Annotated in this window: 21 protein-coding genes; 15 read left to right on the forward strand and 6 right to left on the reverse strand. The window is 69.3% G+C overall.

Features of this window, described 5'->3' with window-relative positions:
• Positions 1 to 75: 75 nt before the first annotated feature.
• Complete coding sequence (gene rpmB / locus O4N75_RS18120) at positions 76 to 372, reverse strand: 50S ribosomal protein L28 (protein ID WP_269626844.1); 297 nt, start codon at positions 370 to 372, stop codon at positions 76 to 78.
• Positions 373 to 729: 357 nt separating this feature from the next.
• Complete coding sequence (locus O4N75_RS18125; protein WP_269626845.1) at positions 730 to 1,299, reverse strand: OmpA family protein; 570 nt, start codon at positions 1,297 to 1,299, stop codon at positions 730 to 732.
• 360 nt (positions 1,300 to 1,659) lie between these two features.
• On the opposite strand from O4N75_RS18125, the gene O4N75_RS18130 reads away from it, so the two are divergent.
• The 15 genes from O4N75_RS18130 to O4N75_RS18200 all read left to right on the forward strand — a co-directional run bounded on the left by O4N75_RS18130 (position 1,660) and on the right by O4N75_RS18200 (position 16,594).
• Positions 1,660 to 2,304 (forward strand): TetR/AcrR family transcriptional regulator, encoded by a 645-nt coding sequence (locus O4N75_RS18130; RefSeq protein ID WP_269626846.1) that lies wholly within the window; start codon positions 1,660 to 1,662, stop codon positions 2,302 to 2,304.
• A complete protein-coding gene (locus O4N75_RS18135; RefSeq protein WP_269626847.1) occupies positions 2,301 to 3,272 on the forward strand; it encodes an HlyD family efflux transporter periplasmic adaptor subunit in 972 nt (323 codons plus the stop codon). Before O4N75_RS18130 ends, O4N75_RS18135 begins: the two co-directional genes overlap by 4 nt.
• Positions 3,269 to 4,186 carry an ABC transporter ATP-binding protein gene (locus O4N75_RS18140; protein ID WP_269626848.1) on the forward strand — a complete coding sequence of 306 codons (918 nt, stop codon included), beginning with the start codon at positions 3,269 to 3,271 and terminating at the stop codon, positions 4,184 to 4,186. Before O4N75_RS18135 ends, O4N75_RS18140 begins: the two co-directional genes overlap by 4 nt.
• A gap of 49 nt (positions 4,187 to 4,235) precedes the next feature.
• Complete coding sequence (locus tag O4N75_RS18145; RefSeq protein ID WP_269626849.1) at positions 4,236 to 5,369, forward strand: ABC transporter permease; 1,134 nt, start codon at positions 4,236 to 4,238, stop codon at positions 5,367 to 5,369.
• Between the two features lie 96 nt (positions 5,370 to 5,465).
• Positions 5,466 to 7,289, forward strand: a complete 1,824-nt coding sequence (locus O4N75_RS18150; RefSeq protein WP_269626850.1) for a DUF885 family protein — start codon at positions 5,466 to 5,468, stop codon at positions 7,287 to 7,289.
• 72 nt (positions 7,290 to 7,361) lie between these two features.
• Positions 7,362 to 7,595 carry a type II toxin-antitoxin system ParD family antitoxin gene (locus O4N75_RS18155; protein WP_269626851.1) on the forward strand — a complete coding sequence of 78 codons (234 nt, stop codon included), beginning with the start codon at positions 7,362 to 7,364 and terminating at the stop codon, positions 7,593 to 7,595.
• Between the two features lie 7 nt (positions 7,596 to 7,602).
• Positions 7,603 to 7,893, forward strand: coding sequence for a type II toxin-antitoxin system RelE/ParE family toxin (locus O4N75_RS18160; RefSeq protein WP_269626852.1), 291 nt, complete (start codon positions 7,603 to 7,605; stop codon positions 7,891 to 7,893).
• Between the two features lie 41 nt (positions 7,894 to 7,934).
• Positions 7,935 to 10,469: a helicase-related protein gene (locus tag O4N75_RS18165; protein ID WP_269626853.1), complete on the forward strand. Its 2,535-nt coding sequence runs from the start codon at positions 7,935 to 7,937 to the stop codon at positions 10,467 to 10,469.
• Entirely contained in the window at positions 10,466 to 10,747 is a 282-nt protein-coding gene (locus O4N75_RS18170) for an RNA-binding S4 domain-containing protein (RefSeq protein ID WP_269626854.1), read from the forward strand. Before O4N75_RS18165 ends, O4N75_RS18170 begins: the two co-directional genes overlap by 4 nt.
• Positions 10,748 to 10,768: 21 nt before the next feature.
• Entirely contained in the window at positions 10,769 to 11,539 is a 771-nt protein-coding gene (locus O4N75_RS18175) for a pseudouridine synthase (RefSeq protein ID WP_269626855.1), read from the forward strand.
• A 93-nt stretch (positions 11,540 to 11,632) separates the two neighbouring features.
• Positions 11,633 to 12,052, forward strand: coding sequence for a DUF805 domain-containing protein (locus O4N75_RS18180; RefSeq protein ID WP_269626856.1), 420 nt, complete (start codon positions 11,633 to 11,635; stop codon positions 12,050 to 12,052).
• Positions 12,053 to 12,094: 42 nt separating this feature from the next.
• Complete coding sequence (locus O4N75_RS18185; protein WP_269626857.1) at positions 12,095 to 14,476, forward strand: penicillin acylase family protein; 2,382 nt, start codon at positions 12,095 to 12,097, stop codon at positions 14,474 to 14,476.
• Between the two features lie 84 nt (positions 14,477 to 14,560).
• Positions 14,561 to 14,902, forward strand: coding sequence for a ferredoxin FdxA (fdxA, locus tag O4N75_RS18190; RefSeq protein WP_267232334.1), 342 nt, complete (start codon positions 14,561 to 14,563; stop codon positions 14,900 to 14,902).
• A gap of 273 nt (positions 14,903 to 15,175) precedes the next feature.
• Entirely contained in the window at positions 15,176 to 15,685 is a 510-nt protein-coding gene (locus O4N75_RS18195; RefSeq protein WP_267232333.1) for a CarD family transcriptional regulator, read from the forward strand.
• 69 nt (positions 15,686 to 15,754) lie between these two features.
• Entirely contained in the window at positions 15,755 to 16,594 is an 840-nt protein-coding gene (locus O4N75_RS18200) for an alpha/beta hydrolase (RefSeq protein WP_269626858.1), read from the forward strand.
• Here the strand turns inward: O4N75_RS18200 and O4N75_RS18205 are convergent.
• From O4N75_RS18205 to dctA, 4 genes are all read right to left on the reverse strand, one after another.
• On the reverse strand, positions 16,591 to 17,427 hold the full coding sequence (locus O4N75_RS18205) for a CAP domain-containing protein (protein WP_269626859.1): 837 nt from the start codon (positions 17,425 to 17,427) through the stop codon (positions 16,591 to 16,593). The two genes, O4N75_RS18200 and O4N75_RS18205, sit on opposite strands and share 4 nt — an antisense overlap.
• 51 nt (positions 17,428 to 17,478) lie before the next feature.
• On the reverse strand, positions 17,479 to 17,835 hold the full coding sequence (locus O4N75_RS18210; RefSeq protein ID WP_267232330.1) for a response regulator: 357 nt from the start codon (positions 17,833 to 17,835) through the stop codon (positions 17,479 to 17,481).
• Entirely contained in the window at positions 17,832 to 18,977 is a 1,146-nt protein-coding gene (locus tag O4N75_RS18215; protein ID WP_269626860.1) for an HWE histidine kinase domain-containing protein, read from the reverse strand. The genes O4N75_RS18210 and O4N75_RS18215 overlap by 4 nt, the downstream gene beginning before the upstream one ends.
• 101 nt (positions 18,978 to 19,078) lie before the next feature.
• Positions 19,079 to 20,386 carry a C4-dicarboxylate transporter DctA gene (gene dctA, locus O4N75_RS18220; RefSeq protein WP_269626861.1) on the reverse strand — a complete coding sequence of 436 codons (1,308 nt, stop codon included), beginning with the start codon at positions 20,384 to 20,386 and terminating at the stop codon, positions 19,079 to 19,081.
• Between the last annotated feature and the right edge of the window lie 4 nt (positions 20,387 to 20,390).

Raw genomic sequence — 20,390 nt, forward strand, 5'->3', positions numbered from 1 at the left:
TAACGCGGGTTGCGCCGAAACGAAAAAGGCCGCCCCGGAGGGCGGCCCTTCGAACCCTGGAGAGAGCTCGTAGACTTAGGCGGCGGCTTGGCTGGCCAGCTTGGCCTTGACCTGACGCTTGATCTTCAGAGCGCGCGGCGACAGCTGCTCGTCACGGGCGCCCGCGAGGAACACGTCCAGGCCGCCCTTGAAGTCCAGGGTGCGCAGCGCAGCGTTGCTGACGCGCAGACGGAACGACTGGCCCAGCGCGTCCGACTGGAGCGTGGCGGGCGACAGGGCCGGCAGGAAGCGGCGCTTCGTCTTGATGTTCGAGTGGCTGACGTTGTGGCCGACCATGGGACCGACACCGGTAAGTTCGCAACGACGCGACATGGCTGTATGACCTACGCGAGAAAGGGATGGGCGGCGGGCGGACCCGCGCCAAGGAGCGGGCGATATAGTCGAAGGGGCCCGGCGGCGTCAAGGCGGAGCCGGCATTTGACTGCTCCAGGCCGCCAGAAAAGTGACTCCCGGCTCCGGTGGCGGCCAAGCCGCGTTGTGGTTCAATGACCAGGAGATACAATAGCTTGTAGGGAACAAAGACTGAATCGCGCGGAGTCGCTGATTCGGTCACCCTTCGTTTCGCCCGCGTTCCCACGGCGGGTTAACTCTAGAACGCCGTTCGCTGAACAAACAAAAGCCCCGCACGCGGACGCGCGGGGCTTTCGATTCTGCGGCTCGGCCCGTCCGTTAGGACAGGACCACCAGCACGACGCGGCGGTTGGCCATGCGGCCTTCGCGCGTGTCGTTCGGGGCGACCGGCTCGTCTTCGCCATAGGCGATAGTGGCGATCCGGTTCAGGGCCACGCCCTGCTTGTTCAGGTAGCGGCGAACGGTCTCGGCGCGATCCTGGGCCAGGCGCATGTTGCCTTCCGGCGAACCGGTGGCGTCGGTGTGGCCCTGCACCTCGACATAGACGTTCTTGTTCTCCCCCTTCAGGCGCTCGGCGAAGGCCGACAGCCGCGACTCGGCTTCCGGCGACAGGGTCGCCTTGCCGAGCGGGAACTTCAGCGCGTCGTCCGACATCACCACCGAGTACATGAACTTACCTTCGGCCAGCTTGCCGGCCGCCGTGGCGCGGTCCAGGGCTTCGCGCGAGGTGCGGTCCAGTTCGCCCAGGCGGGTCTCGTGGTTGGCGACCTTGCCGTCGACGACGGCGACCTGCTCGTTGACGAACTTCTTGGTGGCGCAGCCGCCGAGGCCGAGCGTGCCAATGGCGAGCGCGCTCAACACCACGGCGCGAGTTTTTGTAGCGATCATCTTCTTACGACCTCTCCCGTCGTCTCTGTTTCTAAGTCTGGACGCTTTCGAACACGCCCTGGTGTGCCAAGGGTTTCCCCGCATGAAACGGGCAGACTTCGGCGTCCGTAACGGCCATAGCGGCGCATGGTTGCCAAGCGTTATGGCGACGTTCCGTCGCACCCTGGCCGATCGGCCAGGGTGCGGGCGGATCAGGTCGATCCCTGACGCGCGGCGCCCGAGCCAGCGGCGGCCGCGCCGGAATTGGGAACTACGGCCCCGGTTGCGACCTTAAGGCAAGACCGCCGGCGAGAAGAGCCGGTTGCGGTCCGTCGCGCGACAAACTACTAACTGACCAGTCAGTTATTTAAGGCGAGACCGATGCTCCCCGCCGGACAGCCGAAGTTCAAGCGCCGCAAGGCCGACCGCCCCGAGGAAATCGTCGCTGCGGCGATGGGGATCTTCGCCGAGAAGGGCTTCGCCGCCGCGCGCCTGGACGACATCGCCGCCCGCGCCGGAGTCTCCAAGGGCGCGCTCTATCTCTACTTCGCGACCAAGGAGGACCTCTTCCGGGCGGTGATCGAGCAAGGCGTCGCTCCCAATCTCGGGCGCATGCAGGCCGCGCTGGTCGAACACCGCGGCGCGTTCCCCGAGTTGCTGCGCGCCTTCGCCGCGATCGCTGTGGGCATAGCTACGGAGACGCCGGTCGGCGGCATCGCCAAGATGGTGATCGGGGAGTCGCGGAACTTCCCGGAACTGGCCCGGGCCTGGCGCGAACGCCTGGTCGAGCCCGCCCTCGGCGCGATGAGCGGAGCCATCGCCGCGGCCCAGGCGCGCGGCGAGCTGCGCGCCGGCGACCCGCGCCACGCCGCGATCTCGCTGGTCTCGCCGATGTTGCTGGGCGTCATCTGGCGCGAGACCTTCGTCCCGGTCGGCGCCGAGCCGCTCGACATCCCGACCCTGGCGCAGCAGCACGTGGAGCTTTGGCTCCGCGGCATGCGCCCTGACGCAGGAGCCGCCGCATGAGGCAACGCCTTCTGGTCATCGGCCTGCTGGTCGCCGCGGCCGTGCTGATCGCAGTGTTGTGGGCCTTCCCCAAGCTGCACCGCTCGCCGGTGCTGTCGGGCTATGTCGAGGGCGAAGCGCTGTACATGGCCTCGCCCGTCGCCGGCCGGGTCGACCAGATGCTGGTCCAACGGGGCGACCGGGTCGCCGCGGGCCAAAAGCTGTTCGTAGTCGACCCCTCGCAGCTGCAGGGCGCGCGCGACCAGGCCAGCGCCGAGGTCGCCGCCGCCCGGGCCCAGGCCGCCGACGCCCGCAAGGGCCAGCGGCCTGTCGAGCTGGCGGTCTTCGACGCCAATGTCGCCGCCACCGAGGCCAATGCCCGCGACGCGGCCTCGGCCCTGCGCCGCGTCCGCCCGCTGGTGGAGAAAGGCATCTACGCCAAGGCCCGGCTTGACGACGCCCAGGCCGCCTATGACGCCGCCGCCGCCCAGGTCGCCGCCGCGCGCAAGCAGCGCCAGGCCGCCGCCCTCGGCGCACGCGAGGATCAGGTCCGCGCCGCCGACAGCCGCGTGGCCCAGGCCGACGCTGCGCTGAGCGCCGCCCAGGCCCGGCTCTCCGACGTCGCGCCCCCGGCCCCTGGCGCGGCGCGGGTCGAGGACGTCTTCTTTCAGGCCGGCGAATGGGCCGCCGCCAACCAGCCGGTCCTGGCCCTGCTGCCGGACGATCGCATCAAGGTCCGCTTCTTCGTGCCCCAGGCTGACATCTCGAGCTACAGGGTCGGATCAGTGGTCAAGTTCGCCTGCGACGGCTGCCCGTCCGGGCTGACCGCCAAGGTCAGCTACATCAGCCCACGGCCGGAGTTCACCCCGCCGGTGATCTACAGTCGCGAGACCCGCGACCGCATGGTGTTCCTGGTCGAGGCGGTTCCCTCGGCCCGGCTCAATCCCGGCCAGCCGGTCGACGTCCAGCCGCTGGAGCGGGCGAAGTGACCCTGGCCATCGACGTCCGCGGACTGAACAAGAGTTTCGGCGACAAGCATGTCGTCCAGGACGTCTCGCTGGAGGTCGAGGCAGGCAGGATCTGCGGCTTCCTCGGCCCCAACGGCTCGGGCAAGACCACCACCTTGCGGATGCTCTGCGGCCTGCTCACCCCCGACAGCGGCGAAGGCACGGCGCTCGGCCTCGACATCATCAGCCAGGCCAACCTGATCAAGCGCCGCGCCGGCTACATGACCCAGAAGTTCTCGCTCTATGAGGACCTGACCATCGAGGAGAACCTGCAGTTCTCCGCCCGCATCCACAGCCTCGACCGCCGCAAGCAACGGGTCGACCAGGCGCTTGAGCGGCTGGGCCTGATCGAACGCCGCGGCCAGCTGGCCGGCTCGCTGTCGGGCGGCTGGAAGCAGCGCCTGGCGCTGGCCACCGCCACCCTGCACGAGCCCAAGCTGCTGCTGCTCGACGAACCCACCGCCGGCGTCGACCCCAAGGCCCGGCGCACCTTCTGGGACGAGATCCATGCCCTGTCGGCCGAGGGCCTGACCGTGCTGGTCTCCACCCACTACATGGACGAGGCCGAGCGCTGTCATGAGATCGCCTACATCAGCTACGGCCGGCTGATCGCCCGCGGCACGGCCGAAGAGGTGATCGCGAGCACCCACCTGATCACCTTCAACGGCGAGGGGCCGGGCATCGACCGGCTGTCAGTGGAGATCGGCAATCTGCCCGGCGTCGACATGGCCGCGCCCTTCGGTCAGTCGCTGCACGTTTCGGGAACCGACCGCACCGCGCTTGAGGCCGCGCTCGCCCCCTACCGCCGCGCGCCGTTCAGGTGGAGCGAGGTCGAGCCCAGCCTGGAGGACGTCTTCATCCGCCTGATGGAGACCTCGGAGGACAACTTCCGATGAGGACGCCCGACGCTTTTTCCTCCCCCGCTCACGCAGGCGGAAAATGGTCATGAACGGCTTCTCGGCGAACCGCGTGCTGGCGGTGATGATCAAGGAGTTCAAGCAGCTCACCCGCGACAAGCTCACCTACGCGATGATGCTGGCCATCCCGGTCGTCCAGCTACTGCTGTTCGGCTACGCGATCAATTCCGAGCCGCGCCACCTGCCGACCGCCCTGCTCGTGCAGGAAGACAGCGTCTTCGCCCGCTCGATCACCGCGGCCCTGAAGAACAGCGCCTATTTCGACCTCGTGGCCCAGGCCAGAACGCCGGGCGAGCTGGACGAGATGGTCCGCCGCGGCAAAGTGCAGTTCGCGATCACCATTCCCGGCGACTTCACCCGCCGCGTCGCCCGCGGCGACCAGGCCCAGATCCTGGTCGACGTCGACGCCACCGACCCGTCGGCGACCGGCGCGGCGGTCGCCGCCCTCGCCGCCCTGCCCCAGCAGGCGCTGGCCCACGACCTGAAGGGCGCGCTCGTCGCCCGCGGCCAGGTCGCCCCGCCGTTCGAGGTGATCGTCCACCGGCGCTACAATCCCGAGGCCATCACCGCCTACAACATCGTTCCGGGCCTGCTGGGGATCATCCTGTCGATGACCCTGGTGATGATGACCGCGCTGTCGGTCACCCGCGAGGCCGAGCGCGGAACGATGGAAAGCCTGCTGGCCACGCCGGTCGAACCGATCGAGGTGATGGCCGGCAAGCTCGCCCCCTACGTCTTCGTCGGCCTGGTCCAGACCGCGATCATCCTGCTGCTCGCACGGTTCCTGTTCGACGTGCCGATGATGGGCGGCTGGGTCGGCCTGTCGCTGGGCGTGGCGCTGTTCATCGTCGGCTCGCTGGCGCTCGGCTTCCTGATGTCGACGGTCGCCCGCACCCAACTGCAGGCCATGCAGATGAGCATGTTCTACATCCTGCCCTCGATACTGCTCTCGGGCTTCATGTTCCCGTTCCGGGGCATGCCGGCCTGGGCCCAGGCGATCGGCGAGGTCGTGCCCGTCACCCACTTCCTGCGGGTGGTGCGCGGCGCGCTGCTCAAGGGCCAGGGCGTCGAGGACATGTGGCGCGAGCTTTTGGCCCTGACCGCCTTCGTCTGCGTGGTCACCGCCCTGGCCATGGCCCGCTATCGTCGCACCCTGGATTGACCGAAAGGGCGCTACGCCAGATTAGCGAGATTTAACGGGAGCCCTCACCTGCGGCGGTGTAACTGGTACTGCAAAGTTACAGTTACGGGGGATCCCATGCATAACCGTCGCCAGCTCCTGGCGAGCGCCGCCGCGTTCGCCGCCGCCGCCGCCGCGCCCAAGCTCGCCCTCGCCGCCGCGCCGACCGGCGAAGCGGCCAAGATGTACGCCTTCTTCGACAAGGCGATGGCCCAGACCTTCCGGCGCTCGCCCGAACTGCCGACCGCGCTCGGCATCGACAAGGGCGACCTGGCCTGGACCAAGTCCGAGCTGTCGGACTACTCGCTGACCGCCCTGGCCGAGAACAAGGCCAACACCACCCGCGACCTGCAAACTCTGCGCAGCCTCGACCGCAAGCAGCTCAAGGGCATGGACGCAGTCAATTACGACACCGTCGAGTTCGTGCTGGCGGTGCAGGACGAGGCCAACCGCCGCTTCCAATACGGCGGCCAGGGCGTCAACTCGCCCTATGTCATCTCGCAGCTCACCGGCGCCTACCAGCAGATGCCTGACTTCCTCGACACCCAGCACCGGATCGAGGCCAAGGACGACGCCGACGCCTATCTCGCCCGGATGGAGGCCTTCGGCCGCCTGCTCGACCAGGAGGCCGACGTGGTCCGCCACGACGTCGGGCTGGGCGTCACCCCGCCCGACTTCGTGCTCGACAAGTCGATCACCCAGCTCAAGGCGTTCCTAGCCTATGAGCCCGAGAAGGCGCCGCTGGTCGCCAGCCTCGTGCGCCGCGCCAAGGACAAGAACATCGAGGGCGACTGGGCCGGCCAGGCCCAAGGCCTCTATGCCGAGAAGGTCCGCCCCGCCCTGGCCCGTCAATTGGCCCTGCTGGAAGGCCTGCGCCCGAAGGCCGTGCACGACGCCGGCTGCTGGCGCCTGCCGGACGGCGATGAGTACTACCGCCTGGGCCTGCGCAACTACACGACCTCGAACATCACCCCGGACGAGGTGCACAAGACCGGCCTCGACCTGGTCGCCAGCCTGGGCGCCGAGGCTGACGCCCTGATGAAGAAGGCCGGCTACACCAAGGGCAGCGTCGGCGAGCGCTACCGCGCCATGGCCGAGGATCCCAAGCAGGTCTACCCGAACACCGACGCCGGCAAGGAAGAGCTGCTGGCCAAGCTCAACGAGCAGGTGAAGATCATCGAGGGCAAGCTGCCGCAGTGGTTCGGCCAATTGCCCAAGGCGCCGCTGGAAATCCGCCGCGTGCCCCCCGCCACCGAAGCCGGCGCCCCGGGCGGCTACTATTTCTCGCCCAGCCTCGATGGCACGCGGCCCGGCATTTACTGGATCAATCTGCGCGACACCGCCGAGGTGCCGGCCTGGACCCTGCCGACCCTGACCTATCATGAGGGCCTGCCGGGCCACCATCTGCAGCTCGCGCTCAACAACGAGGCCGGCGACCTGCCGCTGATCCGCAAGGTCATCGGCTTCTCGGGATACAGCGAGGGCTGGGCGCTCTACGCCGAGCAGCTGGCGGTCGAGATGGGCATGTACGACAACGACGTACTCGGCCACATCGGCATGATCCACGACGCCATGTTCCGCGCTGTCCGCCTGGTGGTCGATAGCGGCATGCACCACAAGCGCTGGAGCCGCGAGCAGGCGGTGAAGTACTTCGTCGACAACATCGGCGACGCCGAGGCCAGCGCCATCACCGAGGTCGAGCGCTACTGCGTCTGGCCGGGCCAGGCCTGCAGCTACATGGTCGGCAAGATCACCTGGATGGACGCCCGCGCCCGAGCCAAAAAGGCGTTGGGCCGCAAGTTCGACATCCGCAAGTTCCACGACGCGGGCCTGCTCTCGGGCGGCACGCCGCTGACGGTCCTCGACCAGGTGATCGACAACTACATCGCCTCGGCGAAGTAGGGCCAAGTTCCGGCGGCGGCTCGCGTCGCCGCCGGACTAGCCATATGTACCAATTTTTGGTACACTCGCTCCATGGGCAAGAACACCTCCATCAGCCTTGGCGAGCACTTCGCGGCGTTCATCGAGACGGAGGTCGCAAAGGGGCGCTACGCGTCGGCCAGCGAGGTCGTGCGCGCAAGCCTGCGTCTCCTGGAGGAACGCGAGGCGCAGCTTGAAGCCCTCCGCCTCGCTCTGATCGAAGGCGAAGAGAGCGGCCCTTCTACACCCTTCGATTTCGACGCGTTCATCGCCTCCAAGCGCGCCTAGGCCGTTCATGGTCCGGTACATCCTGTCGCCCAAGGCGAAGGCCGACCTGAGCGAGATCTGGGACTACGGCGCCGATCACTGGGGCGTCGATCGGGCCACCGACTACATTCGCGACATCCAGCGCGCGATCGAGCACGCAGCAGCCCATCCGCTCCGCGGCCGCGCATGTGACGAGGTTCGAGCCGGCTACTTCAAGGTCTCCGTCGGCTCCCATCTCTTGTTCCATCGGCTAGTCGACGACGTGCTCGATGTGGTCCGGGTGCTTCACCAAAGGATGGACGTCGGCCGGCATCTTTAGCCCCGCTTGCCGCGCGGTGATTCCCGCCCCACCTTGAGGTCATGAGCGCGCGTCTGTCGGACTTCGGCCCGCCCAAGTTGGTGGCGGTGCTCGGCCCGACCAATACCGGCAAGACCCACCTGGCCGTCGAGCGGATGCTGGGCCATGCCAGCGGCATGATCGGCCTGCCGCTGCGGCTGCTGGCGCGCGAGATCTACGACCGGATCGTCAAGCTGCGCGGCCCGTCCTGCGTCGCCCTGATCACCGGCGAGGAGAAGATCGTCCCGGCCCGCGCGCAGTACTTCGTCTGCACCGTCGAGGCGATGCCGCTGAGCCGCCAGGTCGAGTTCCTGGCCGTCGACGAGATACAGCTCTGCGCCGACCCCGAGCGCGGCCACATTTTCACTCACCGCCTGCTGCACGCCCGCGGTCGGTTCGAGACCATGTTCATGGGCGCTGGGACCATGGCCCCGCTGATCCGCCGGCTGCTGCCCGACGCCGAGATCGTCACCCGCGAGCGGTTCTCGCGCCTGACCTATTCCGGCCCCAAGAAGCTGACCCGCCTGCCGCGCCGCTCGGCTGTGGTCGCGTTCTCGGCCGACCAGGTCTATGCGATCGCCGAGTTGATCCGCCGCCAGCGCGGCGGGGCCGCGGTGGTCATGGGCTCGCTCAGCCCGCGCACCCGCAACGCCCAGGTCGCGCTCTACCAGTCCGGCGAAGTCGATTTCCTGGTCGCCACCGACGCCATCGGCATGGGCCTGAACATGGACGTCGACCACGTGGCCTTCGCCGGCTTGCGCAAGTTCGACGGCAAGCGCACCCGCTTCCTGCATCCGCCGGAGGTCGGCCAGATCGCCGGCCGCGCCGGCCGCTTCACCCGCGACGGGACCTTCGGCGTCACCGGCGAATGCGAGGACATGGACGCCGACCTGATCGAGGCCGTCGAGCAGCACCACTTCGAGGCCGTCGCCGCCGCCGAGTGGCGCAACGCCGCCCTCGATTTCTCATCGCTCAAGGCGCTCTCGCATTCGCTGGCCGCGCCGCCGGCCCAACCCGGCCTGAAGCTCTCCGCCGAGGCGCTGGACGAGAAGACCCTGCGCGCCCTCGCCGACGAGCCCGAGGTGATCGACCGCACCCTGCGCGACCGCGCGGCCCTGACCCGACTGTGGGACGTCTGCCAGACGCCGGACTTCCGCAAGACCTCGGGCGAAGAGCACATCCGGCTGGTGCGCGAGTTCTTCGGCTGGCTGACCAGCCGTAACCGTAAGGTCCCGGAAGACTGGATCGCCGGGCAGTACAAGCACCTGGACCGCACCGACGGCGAGATCGACACCCTGGCCGCCCGGCTCGCCAGCGTGCGGACCCTGGCCTACGTCGCCAACCGCCCCGACTGGCTGGCCGATCCCGGCGGCTGGCAGGGCAAGACGCGGCTGCTGGAGGATCGGCTCTCCGACACCCTGCACGAAAAGCTGATGGCGCGGTTCGTCGACCGCCGCACAAGCGTCCTGATGCGGGCGCTGCACGTGCGCGGCGACGTGCTGGCCGGCGTGGCCGCCGACGGCGTCGTCACCATCGAAGGCCAGTATGTCGGCAAGCTCAGCGGGGTGGCCTTCGAGCCCGCGCACGGATCCTCGGTGATCGAGGAAAAGGCGCTGCGCGCCGCGGCCGTCACCGCCGTCGCCCCCGAGATCGCCAAGCGGCTGGGCCAGCTGTCGGCCGAGCCGGACGAGGCGTTTTCCCTCACCCCCGACGGCGTGGTGCTCTGGCGCGGCGAGGCGGCCGGCGCCTTCTCCGGCGGCACGCCGTTTACGCCGCGCGTGCGGCTCTATGGCGAGCTCGGCCCGGCCCAGGCCCGCGAGCGCGCGGCGCGGCGGCTGGAGGCGTTCCTCGCCGCCGAGGCCGCCCGCAAGCTGGGGGCGTTGCGCAAGCTCGAGGCGGCGGTCACCAGCGGCAAGATCAAGGGCCTGGCCCGCGGGCTCGCCTATCGGCTGATCGAGGCCGGCGGCGTGCTTGACCGCGCCCTTGTCCGCACCGAGGCCAAGGACCTCAGCCAGGTCGAGCGGCGGATGCTCAAGTCGCTCGGCGTGCGGCTGGGCGCCTTCAGCCTCTATCTCCCGGCGCTGCTGCGCCCCCAGGCCCTGGCCTTCGCCCAGGGCTTCGCGCCGCGTGAGGGGCGGCCGGTGGCCGGACGCCTCGACGGGCCGCTTCCCGAGCCGCGGGTCCTCGCCGCCTTCGGCCTGCGCGCCGTCGGCCGCCTCGCCGTGCCGGTCGAGACCCTGGAACGCCTCGACGCCCTGCTGCGCGCCGCGCCCAAGGCTGGCATGCTGTCCGACCAGGCCCGCGAGGAGCTCGGCTGGAGCGAGGCCGACGCCCGTGAGATCATGCGCGCCCTCGGCTTCGCCCCCACCACCAAGCCCAAGGACGGCGAGCCGCTGATCTGGCGCCGTCGCGGCGAAAAGCCCCGGCCCGAGGCCGCCACGCCGCCGCCGGCGAACTCGCCGTTCGCCGCCCTGGCCGCGCTGAAGGAAGCGCCGCCGCCCGCCCGTCGTGCCCGCCGGCGGCGCAAGCCCAAGGCCGCGCGGAGCCAGGGCTCGTGAGCGAGGACGCCTGCCGGGCGGACGTGTGGCTGTGGCGCGCGCGGTTCTTCAAGACCCGCTCGCTGGCCGCCAAATTCCTGGACGACGGCAAGGTGCGCCTGAGCCGCGGCGGGACGCAGACCCGCATCGACAAGTGCGCCCGGCCGGTGAAGATCGGCGACCGGCTGGTCTTCGCCCTCGGCGGGCGGCTGATCGCCGTCGAGGTCGCCGCCCTGGGCGAACGCCGCGGCCCGGCCGAGGAGGCCCGCACGCTCTACGCCCCGATGGACGCCGACTGACGGCCGCCCTAGAGAGTGGCCATGGCCTGGACCCGACGCTACGACGACCCTGAACCCCAACGCGTCAACAAGTGGCTGGCGCAGAGCGGCGTCTGCTCGCGGCGCGAGGCCGAGGGCCTGATCGCCCAGGGACTGGTGTTCATCGACGGCGAGCGCGTGGACGACGCCGGCCGCAAGATCCTGCAGGGCCAGACGCTGGTGCTGAACGACAGCGCCCAGGAGAAGCTGAGCAGCAGCCTCTCGATCGTGCTGCACAAGCCGATGGGCATCGTCTCGTCGCTGCCGCAGGACGACCAGATCGAGGCCGTCACCCTGCTGACCCGCGACGCGCTGTGGGGCGGCGAGGCGACCATTCCGACCGCCGCCAACAACCTGGCCCCGCTGGGCCGGCTGGACCGGGAATCGCGCGGCCTGCTGGTGCTGTCCGAGGACGGCGTGCTGGCCAAGGCCCTGATCGGGCCGGAGTCCGAGATGGACAAGGAGTACAACGTGCTCCTGACCGGGGTGGTCACCCCCCAGAAGATCGCCCTGCTGCGCCACGGCCTGGAGCTTGACGGCCGCAAGCTGCGCCCGGCCAAGGTCACCCAGGTGACCGAGCAGAAGCTCAACATCGTCCTCAAGGAAGGCCGCAATCGCCAGATCCGCCGCATGGCCGAGCTGGTCGAGCTGCGCGTCGTCGACCTGATGCGCGTTCGCGTCGGACCGCTGAAGCTTGGCGACCTGCCGGAGGGCAAGTGGCGGCCGCTGAGCGCCGAGGAACGCGCGGCGCTGATCGCCGCCTCAAAGGGCTGATCCAGGGAACCTCCCACCGACTTCCGGTGACAGCCCTTCGCCCCAAGGTTAAGCTTTACGCTCAACACGCGCGAAGCCTGTTACGGAGTGATCATGAGCGACCAGCCCCCTCCGAAGGCGGAGAAGCGCAGATGGTCTCTCAAGGCGCGCGCGGGCCGTAAGGAGTACTGGTTTTGGTTCGGCGTCATGTGCGTTCTGAGCCTGATCATCAGCTACCTGCCGGGCGAGCCGTCGACCTTCAGCCTGGCGGTCGCTTTCGCATTCATACAGGTTCGCCGCCTGCATGATTTCGGTCGAAGCGGTTGGTGGGTGGTTCCGTTTTTCGTCTTGCCCCTCGCCCTGCCGTTGATCGCACTCGAACTCGGTCTGCAGGAGGGCGTCACGCTTCTGGTGACCCTGGCGCTGTGCGTGGCGGCTTACATCTGGATGGGTGTTCGCAAGGGCGACGCAGGAGACAACCGCTTCGGGCCGCCCCCGGCTTCGGACCTGAAAAGCGCTCTCCTTGGCGGTTAACGCGCAATTGCCCCCCGGACGCGCCGGGCCTAGCGTGGCCGCATGCAACGTCTGGTCACGCTTTCCGCCCTTCTGCTCGCCACCGCCGCCCACGCCGCCCCCAAGCAGGAGACGCTGAGCGTCGCCGGGCTGGCCCAGCCGGCCGAGATCCGCATCGACCGCTGGGGCATCGCCCACATCTATGCGGCCGACACCCGCGACGCCTTCTTCCTGCAGGGCTACAACGTCGCCCGCGACCGGCTCTGGCAGGTGGATCTCTGGCGCAAGCGGGGCCTCGGCCTGCTGGCCAAGGACTTCGGCCCCGACTACGTGGCCCAGGATCGTGCGACCCGCCTCTTCCTCTATCGCGGCGACATGGCCCGCGAGTGGAACGCCTACGGCGCGGGCGCCAAGGACAACACCGAAGCCTTCGTCGCAGGCCTCAACGCCTTCATCGACGAGATCGCCGCCGGCAAGCGCCCGCTGCCCAAGGAGTTCCAGGTCGCGGGGACCAAGCCCGACCGCTGGAGCGCCGACGACGTGGTCCGCATCCGCAGCCACGGCCTGACCCGCAACGTCCCCAACGAAGTCGGCCGCGCCCGCATCGCCTGCGCCGCCGGCATCGAGGCCGCCCGGCTCTACAAGCACATCGAACCGAATTGGGAGACCAAGGTCCCCGCCGGTCTCGATCCCTGCGACGTCACCGAGGCGGTGCTGGGCGACTATGAGCTGGCCACCCGCGGCGTGCGCTTCACCGGCTCGCAGGCCAAGCTCGCCATGCTGGAGATCCCGCCCGAGGCGATCGGCTCGAACAACTGGACCGTCGCCGGCGCCCGCACCGCCACCGGCCGGCCGATCCTGGCCAACGACCCGCACCGCGAGCACAGCACCCCCTCGCTGCGCTACATCGTGCACATGGAGGCTCCCGGCTTCTCGGTGATCGGGGCCGGCGAACCGGCCCTGCCCGGCGTCTCGATCGGCCACAACGGCACGGTCGCCTTCGGCCTGACGATCTTCCCGGCCGACCAGGAGGATCTCTACGTCTACGAGACGAAGGCCGGCGCGCCGCTCAAATACCGCTACGCCGACGGCTGGGTCGACATGACCACGGTCACCGAGACCATCGAGGTCAAGGGGCAGGCGCCCCGCAAGGTCGAGCTGCACTTCACCCGCCACGGGCCGGTGGTCTACGCCGACGCCGCCAAGTCCCGCGCCTTCGCCGTGCGCAGCGTCTGGGCCGAGCCGGGAACCTCCGCCTATTTCGGCTCCATGGGCTACATGACCGCCAAGGACTGGCCCAGCTTCAAGGACGCGCTCTCCGACTGGGGCGCGCCGTCCGAGAACCAGGTCTTCGCCGACACCAAGGGCGACATCGGCTGGGTCGCGGCCGGCAAGGTCCCGAAACGCCCGAACTGGGACGGCCTGACCCCGATCCCCGGCGACGGCCGCTACGAGTGGACCGGCTTCCTGAAGCTCGACGAGTTGCCCAGCACCCACAACCCGGTCTCTGGCTGGTTCGCCTCGGCCAACCAGCTGAACCTGCCGGCCGACTACCCCTATGCCGAGCGCAAGGTCGGGTTTGAGTGGTCGAACCCCTCGCGCATGCAGCGGATCGAGGAGGTGCTGGCCGCCAAGGACAAGCTGACCCTGGCCGACGCCATGGCCCTGCAGACCGACCCGACCGACGTCACCGCGCGGCGGATGAACGCCCTGCTGGCCGGGGTGAGGACCGGCGACGCCAAGCTTGCCGCCGCCATCGCCCTGCTGGCCGGCTGGGACCAGAAGACCGCCGCCGACAGCGCCGGCGCGGCGCTCTACGAGGTCTGGATCACCAAGCACCTGGGCAAGGCGGCGGTGGCCCGCGCCGTGCCGGAGGCCGCCCGCCCGGCGATGGGCAATGGCGACATCGCCGCGGTGATGGCGCTGCTCGAAGCGCCGGACGCCAGCCTGGGCGCCGATCCGGCCGGAGCGCGCGACGCGATCCTCGGCGAGAGCCTGCTCGCCGCCTATGACGAGGTCGCCGGCCAGCTCGGCCCCGATCCCAAGGCCTGGGCCTGGGGGAAGCTGCACCAGGCGCGGTTCGACCACGCCCTGAGCCCCAGGGTCCCCGCCGCCGAACGCGAGGCCTGGTCCAGCGGAACCGCGCCGATGGCCGGCACGGCGCTCTCGCCGCTGGCCGCGACCTGGCGGCCGAACGACTATCGCGTGGTCGCCGGCGCCTCGTTCCGCATGGTGCTGGACGTCGGGGCCTGGGACAACAGCGTGGCGATCAACACGCCCGGTCAGTCCGGCGACCCGGCCAGCCCGCACTTCCGCGACCTGTTCCCGATCTGGGCGAAGGGAGAATACGTGCCGCTCAGCTACTCGCGCACGGCGGTCGAGGCGGCGACCGAGACGGTGATCAGCCTGAAGCCGTCCGGCGGGGCTAACACCCCTTCCAGATAAGTTGCGGGCCCCGGCCATTGACTTTGGGCGCCCGGGGCCGGAAAAACCGCCGCCCGATGAGAGCGGCCGGAGTTGTACCTCGCGATGACCTACATCGTCATGGATCCTTGCATCAAATGTAAGTTCATGGACTGCGTCGAGGTGTGTCCGGTCGACTGCTTCTACGAGGGCGAGAACTTCCTGGTCATCAACCCGGACGAATGCATCGACTGTGGCGTCTGCGAGCCGGAATGCCCGGTGGACGCCATCAAGCCGGACACCGAGGACGACCCGGATTCCAAGTGGCTGAAGATCAACACCGACTACGCCAAGGTCTGGCCGAACATCACGGTGAAGGGCGAACCGCCCGCCGACCGCGAGGAGTTCGAACGCGAGACCGGCAAGTTCGAGAAGTACTTCAGCGAGAAGCCCGGCCGCGGCTCCTAGGGGTCGGCCAGGGGGCAAGCCTTTCTTTCGGCTGATTTTTATGCTACCTTCCGCGCTGATGTGACGGTTGCGAACAAGCGCGCCGCATCTTTTTCTGCAGAAGAGCCGTCCCCGGCCAGTGTTACGCCGCAAAGGCGAAGGGTGTCCTAGAGGTCAATTCCGTTCCTACAGGGGTAAGACACCGCGCAGTTTTTGCGGAGGGTGTCCTTTGCCCTTGTCGGTACAGGTTAACGCCTCTTAACGGGTGCGGACGAGTCGAAAGGACTTGAGCGAATGAGCAAGAGCGGTCTGGAATTCTCCGTCGGCGATCACGTCGTCTATCCGGCTCATGGCGTGGGCCAGGTACAGGGGATCGAAACCCAGGAAGTCGCCGGCTATTCTCTCGAAGTTTACGTCATCACCTTCGACCACGAGAAGATGACCCTCCGCGTGCCGACCGCTAAGGCGCGCGGCGCCGGCCTGCGCTCGCTGGCCGAGGGCAACGTCGTCAGCCAGGCGCTCACCACCCTCAAGGGCCGCGCCCGCGTGAAGCGCACCATGTGGTCGCGCCGCGCCCAGGAATACGAAGCCAAGATCAATTCCGGCGACCTGATCTCGATCGCCGAAGTGGTCCGCGACCTGCACCGTGCCGAAAACCAGCCGGAGCAGTCCTATTCGGAGCGCCAGCTCTATGAATCGGCGCTGGACCGCATGGCCCGCGAAGTCGCCGCGATCGAGCGCATCGACCGCGAGGAAGCCATCACCATCCTCAACAAGAGCCTGGTGAAGGCGGTGGCGGCGTAAAGCCTCCAGCCCATTGCAAGTTCGGGACGCCCGGCCGAAAGGTCGGGCGTTTTCGATTCCGAGGCCCCCATGCCGACCGCTCCGATCACCTTCATGGACCTGCTGTCGCGCCCGCGCGCGAGCGCCGACCTGCGCGTCGCCTATGGCGATGATCCGCTGCAGTTCGGCGAGCTGTGGCTGCCGCCGGGCCCAGGCCCGCACCGGACGGTGGTGATGATCCACGGCGGTTGCTGGCGGGCCGACCTGCCCGGGCTGGAGCTGATGGACTATGCCTGCGCCGACCTGCGCGCCCACGGCCTGGCGGTCTGGAACATCGAGTACCGCCGCATCGGCCACGACGGCGGCGGCTTTCCGGGCACCTTCCTCGACGTCGGCGCGGCGATCGATCACCTGCGCGAGCTGGCGCCGGCCCATGATCTGGACCTCTCCCACGTGGTCCTCAGCGGCCACTCGGCCGGCGGGCATCTGGCGGTCTGGGCGCTGGGCCGCTCGCAGCTGAACCCGGCCAGCCCGCTCCATGTCGAAGCCCCCCTGCCTGCGCGCGGCGCCGCGCCCCTGGCCGGGATCATCGACTTGGCCGCCTACCACGACCACGGGCCCGACGAGTGCGGCGGGCCGGGCGTGATCGACGCCTTGGTGGGCTTGGCGAACCGGGACGCCGCAGACGTCTACGGCGACACCTCCCCGCCCCGCCTGCTGCCGCTGGGCGCCCCCCAGACGGTGATCTCCGGAAGCCTCGACCACATCGTCCCCAGCGCCTTCGGCGCGGCCTACGCCGCCGCCGCCGGGGCCGCGGGCGACACCGTCCAGGCGATCGACTTCCCTGACGCGGGACACTTCGAGCTCATCGATCCGACATCCGCGGCCTGGCCGCGCATCCGTAGCGAGCTGATCGCGCTGCTCGGCTAGACCCGGGCGAAGATCGGGCCCCAAAGGACCTCGTAGCGCGTCTGGCTCACCCGTCGGCGCGGCCGCAGCTGGTAGATCCCAGGCGGCAGCGGCCCGCCGTCCTGCCCGTCGATCCGCGCCCAGGCGCTGTGGTTCAAGGGATCGGCGAGCGCAAAGCCGGCGAGCGCCGGCGAGGCCTCGCGCACGGCGCTGGCGAGCTCCCCCTCCTGCGCCAGCCTGAACGGCAGCGGCGCGCCCAGCGCCCCGTCCGGCCGGGCATAGAGCCCCACCGCATAGGTCTTCTGCCCGCGGACGACCACGCCGAACCCGGCCTGGGCGTAGCGCGGACGCAGCAGGTTCGACCAGTGCGAGGAACTCCGTCGCCAAATGCCCATCAGCTCGCCGGCGTCGGCGACTTGCTCGGCGCGCCGATAGGCGATGTTCTCGCTGGCCGAGCCGATCATCCGCCGCGCCAGCAGCCCGACCCGGTGGCTCGGGTCGAACCCCTCGGGCGACAGATGCTCGACATAGCCGCGGGAGGCGAGGTCGGCGGCGTGGCTGCGGGCGACGCGGGCCAGCTCGCTGTTCCAAGTCAGGACGGGTGCGCCGACGGCCGAACGGGCCGCGTTGGTCAGGGACAGCAGCTCACGCTCGCTGGCGTCCTGGAACGCGCCGCCGCCGGCGTCGGCGACGCGCGCCCGCAGCCGCGCCTCATAGGCCAGCCAGACCTCCTCGGCGGCGGACGGGATCGCGCGGGCGGCGACCGGCGTCGCCAGCAGCCCGCCCAGGCCGGCGAGCAGCAACCTCCGCGACGGTGCGGCGGAGACGACACGGGATGGGGCGCGGTGCTGCATCCAGGTTCCCGTCGGGCCCGCTCGGGGTCCCTTGCTACGCTACATCGATACTCAGGCCAGGGCCGCGAACGCCCGCACCACCGGCAAGAGCTGGTCCTGGTCGACCGGCTTTCGGATCAGCGGAGTGTCCGGATACCCGTCGCTCGGCAGGATTCCATAGCCCGTTGCGAAGACGAACGGCACCCCTCGCGCGCGCAGGGCCTCGGCCAGGGGAAACACCGTCTCGCCGCCGCCGAGATTCACGTCCAGCACCGCCCCGTCGGGCGCCTCGTCCTGCCGCGACAGCCAGGCCAGGGCGGGCGCCAGCGCGCCGAACACCGCCACCTCGCAGCCGAGGTCGGTCAGCAGGTCCTCCATCATCATCGAGACCAGAGGCTCGTCCTCGACCAGCACCACGCGCGGGCTCATGCCAGAGCCACCCGCGGCGAGAGCGGCGCGCGTAGGCGGAACTGCACGCCTTCCGGATCGAACAGGATCTGCGCCTCGCCGCCCAGTTCCTGGGCCATGCCCTGCTCGATTAGCCGCGAGCCGAAGCCCCGCGCGGCCGGCGCGTCGACCTTCGGCCCGCCTCGCTCGATCCAACGGAACTCCAGCGCCCCCGGCGCCTCGCGCCGGTCCACCTCCCAGTTCACGTCCAGCCGGCCGCCCTCGACGCTGAGCGCGCCGTACTTGGTGGCGTTCACCGCCAGCTCGTGGACGGTCATATGCATCGCGACCGCGGTTTCGGGGGCCAGCCCCACCTGCGGCCCCGACACCGCCAGCCGCAGGCCGCCGACACCGCAGAACGGCGTCAGCGCCTGGCCCACCACGTCGGCCAGGCCCGCCGGTCCCCAGTCGCCGCGGGTCAACAGCTCGTGCGCCCGCGACAGCGCCCCGAGCCTGCCGTTGAAGGCCTCGACGAAGTGCGCCGGGGAGGCCGAGCGCCGCAGGGTCTGGTCGGCGATGGACCGCACCGCGGCCAGGGTGTTCTTGCAGCGATGGTCCAGCTCGCGGGCCAGCAGATCGCGCCGCGCGAGGGTCTCGTGCAGCGAGGCGTAGGCCTGGACATTGGCCAGCGCCGTGGCCGTGGCGCGGGCGATCACCTGCAGCAGCGTCACCTCCTCGGCGGTCGGCTCGCGCTGCCGGCTCCAATAGGCGCCGATGGCGGCGATGGCCTCGGTAGGACGCACCGGCGTCATCACCAGGCTGCGCACGAAGGTCGGGCGATAGGCGTCGTGCGGGATCCGCGGATCGGCATAGATGTCGGGGATCACCACCGTGCGGCCGTTCAGCATCGCCCAGCCGGAAATGCAGGCGCTCATCGGAAAGCGCAGGCCCTTCCAGAGCGGGGCGATCGCGTCCTCGTCGAGATAGATGCAGTCCTCGCCCTCGCGCAGCACGAAGGTGACGCCGTCGGCCCCCGACAGCAGGCGCGCGCGGGTCCGGACGATCTCTGCGATCTGCTCGATGCTGCGCGCGCCGGACAGCGCCTCGATCACCTCGACGAGAGCGAAGACCGGGTCCTTCGGATCGCCCTCCGACATCCCCCTCTGAGCGTCCGCCTCCAACATGGCGTGCTCTCCCGACGCATAACGACTAGCCTTGGATTGAAATCCTGCCCCATCGGCGCGGCAAGTCAATCTCGGGTTGATATTGCTCTAAATTCGCCGCGTCAGTCGGCGTCGGCATGAGCCGGCGCGGCGACGGGCGTCGCGTGGTTGGGGCCGCGGTCCAGCTCCCGGGCCAGGGTCTCGCGGTCGAGATCGCCCTCCCAGCGGGCGATGACCAGGGTGGCCACGCCGTTGCCGACCAGGTTGGTCAGCGCCCGGCACTCGCTCATGAAGCGGTCGACCCCGACCAGGATGGCCAGCGAGGCGATCGGGATCTGCGGCGCCACCGCCAGGGTGGCGGCGAGCGTGATGAAGCCTGCGCCGGTCACGCCGCTGGCCCCCTTCGAGGTCAGCATAGCCACCCCCAACAAGGTCAGTTCCTGGGTCAGGGTCAGGTCGATGTTGGTCGCCTGCGCCAGGAACAGGGTGGCCAGGGTCATGTAGATGTTGGTGCCGTCGAGGTTGAACGAATAGCCGGTCGGGATGACTAGGCCGGTCGTGGTCTTGCCCGCGCCCAGCCGCTGCAGCTTGTCCATCATCTGCGGCAGCACCGATTCCGACGACGAGGTGCCCAGCACGATCAGCAGCTCCTCGCGGATGTAGCGGAGGAACTTGAAGATCGAGAAGCCGGCCGCCAGCGCGATCAGGCCCAGCACCACCAGCACGAACAGCAGCGAGGTGGCGTAGAAGGTCGCCACCAGCGCGCCGAGCTTGAGCAGCGCGGCCAGCCCGTACTTGCCGATGGTGAAGCCCATGGCCCCGAAGGCGCCGATCGGGGCCAGCTTCACGATCACCTGGATGATCGAGAAGAACACCTTGGATATGTCCTCCAGCACGCCGGCGACCTTGTCGCCGAACGCCCCCAGCCGCGAACAGGCGAAGCCGGTGATGATCGCGATGACCAGCACCTGCAGCAGCGCGCCCTCGGCGAAGGCGCCGAAGAAGGCGTCGGGGATCAGGCTGAGGATGTAGTCGGGCAGGCTGTCGCCGTGCTCGGCCTTCTCGACATAACCGGCGGCGATGCTGGGATCGAGGGTGGCCGGGTCGATGTTGAAGCCCTGCCCCGGCTTGACCAGGTTGCCGACGATCAGGCCGATCGCCAGCGCCAGGGTCGAGACGACCTCGAAATAGATCAGGGTCTTGGCGCCCAGCCGCCCGAACGCCTTGATGTCGCTCATCCGGGCGATGCCGGCGACGATGGTGCAGAAGATCACCGGCGCGACGGCCATCTTGATCAGTTTGATGAAGCCGTCGCCGAGGGGTTTCAGCGAGACGCCGAACTCAGGCCAGATCGCGCCGACCGCGATGCCGAGCGCGATCGCGACCAGAACCTGCACATAGAGCAGGCGAAACACTTTCAAGAACCCCATAAAC

The sequence above is a fragment of the Phenylobacterium sp. NIBR 498073 genome (assembly GCF_027286305.1).
Taxonomy (GTDB): Bacteria; Pseudomonadota; Alphaproteobacteria; order Caulobacterales; family Caulobacteraceae; genus Phenylobacterium.

Coding starts and splice junctions, on each gene's coding strand:
- O4N75_RS18130 (WP_269626846.1), top strand. CDS start 1,660: ATGCTCCCCGCCGGACAGCCGAAGTTCAAGCGCCGCAAGGCCGACCGC.
- O4N75_RS18160 (WP_269626852.1), top strand. CDS start 7,603: ATGGTCCGGTACATCCTGTCGCCCAAGGCGAAGGCCGACCTGAGCGAG.
- O4N75_RS18200 (WP_269626858.1), top strand. CDS start 15,755: ATGCCGACCGCTCCGATCACCTTCATGGACCTGCTGTCGCGCCCGCGC.
- O4N75_RS18180 (WP_269626856.1), top strand. CDS start 11,633: ATGAGCGACCAGCCCCCTCCGAAGGCGGAGAAGCGCAGATGGTCTCTC.
- O4N75_RS18215 (WP_269626860.1), bottom strand. CDS start 18,977: ATGTTGGAGGCGGACGCTCAGAGGGGGATGTCGGAGGGCGATCCGAAG.
- fdxA (WP_267232334.1), top strand. CDS start 14,561: ATGACCTACATCGTCATGGATCCTTGCATCAAATGTAAGTTCATGGAC.
- O4N75_RS18125 (WP_269626845.1), bottom strand. CDS start 1,299: ATGATCGCTACAAAAACTCGCGCCGTGGTGTTGAGCGCGCTCGCCATT.
- O4N75_RS18150 (WP_269626850.1), top strand. CDS start 5,466: ATGCATAACCGTCGCCAGCTCCTGGCGAGCGCCGCCGCGTTCGCCGCC.
- O4N75_RS18145 (WP_269626849.1), top strand. CDS start 4,236: ATGAACGGCTTCTCGGCGAACCGCGTGCTGGCGGTGATGATCAAGGAG.
- O4N75_RS18210 (WP_267232330.1), bottom strand. CDS start 17,835: ATGAGCCCGCGCGTGGTGCTGGTCGAGGACGAGCCTCTGGTCTCGATG.
- O4N75_RS18135 (WP_269626847.1), top strand. CDS start 2,301: ATGAGGCAACGCCTTCTGGTCATCGGCCTGCTGGTCGCCGCGGCCGTG.
- O4N75_RS18185 (WP_269626857.1), top strand. CDS start 12,095: ATGCAACGTCTGGTCACGCTTTCCGCCCTTCTGCTCGCCACCGCCGCC.
- O4N75_RS18175 (WP_269626855.1), top strand. CDS start 10,769: ATGGCCTGGACCCGACGCTACGACGACCCTGAACCCCAACGCGTCAAC.
- O4N75_RS18205 (WP_269626859.1), bottom strand. CDS start 17,427: ATGCAGCACCGCGCCCCATCCCGTGTCGTCTCCGCCGCACCGTCGCGG.
- O4N75_RS18165 (WP_269626853.1), top strand. CDS start 7,935: ATGAGCGCGCGTCTGTCGGACTTCGGCCCGCCCAAGTTGGTGGCGGTG.
- rpmB (WP_269626844.1), bottom strand. CDS start 372: ATGTCGCGTCGTTGCGAACTTACCGGTGTCGGTCCCATGGTCGGCCAC.
- O4N75_RS18195 (WP_267232333.1), top strand. CDS start 15,176: ATGAGCAAGAGCGGTCTGGAATTCTCCGTCGGCGATCACGTCGTCTAT.
- dctA (WP_269626861.1), bottom strand. CDS start 20,386: ATGGGGTTCTTGAAAGTGTTTCGCCTGCTCTATGTGCAGGTTCTGGTC.
- O4N75_RS18155 (WP_269626851.1), top strand. CDS start 7,362: ATGGGCAAGAACACCTCCATCAGCCTTGGCGAGCACTTCGCGGCGTTC.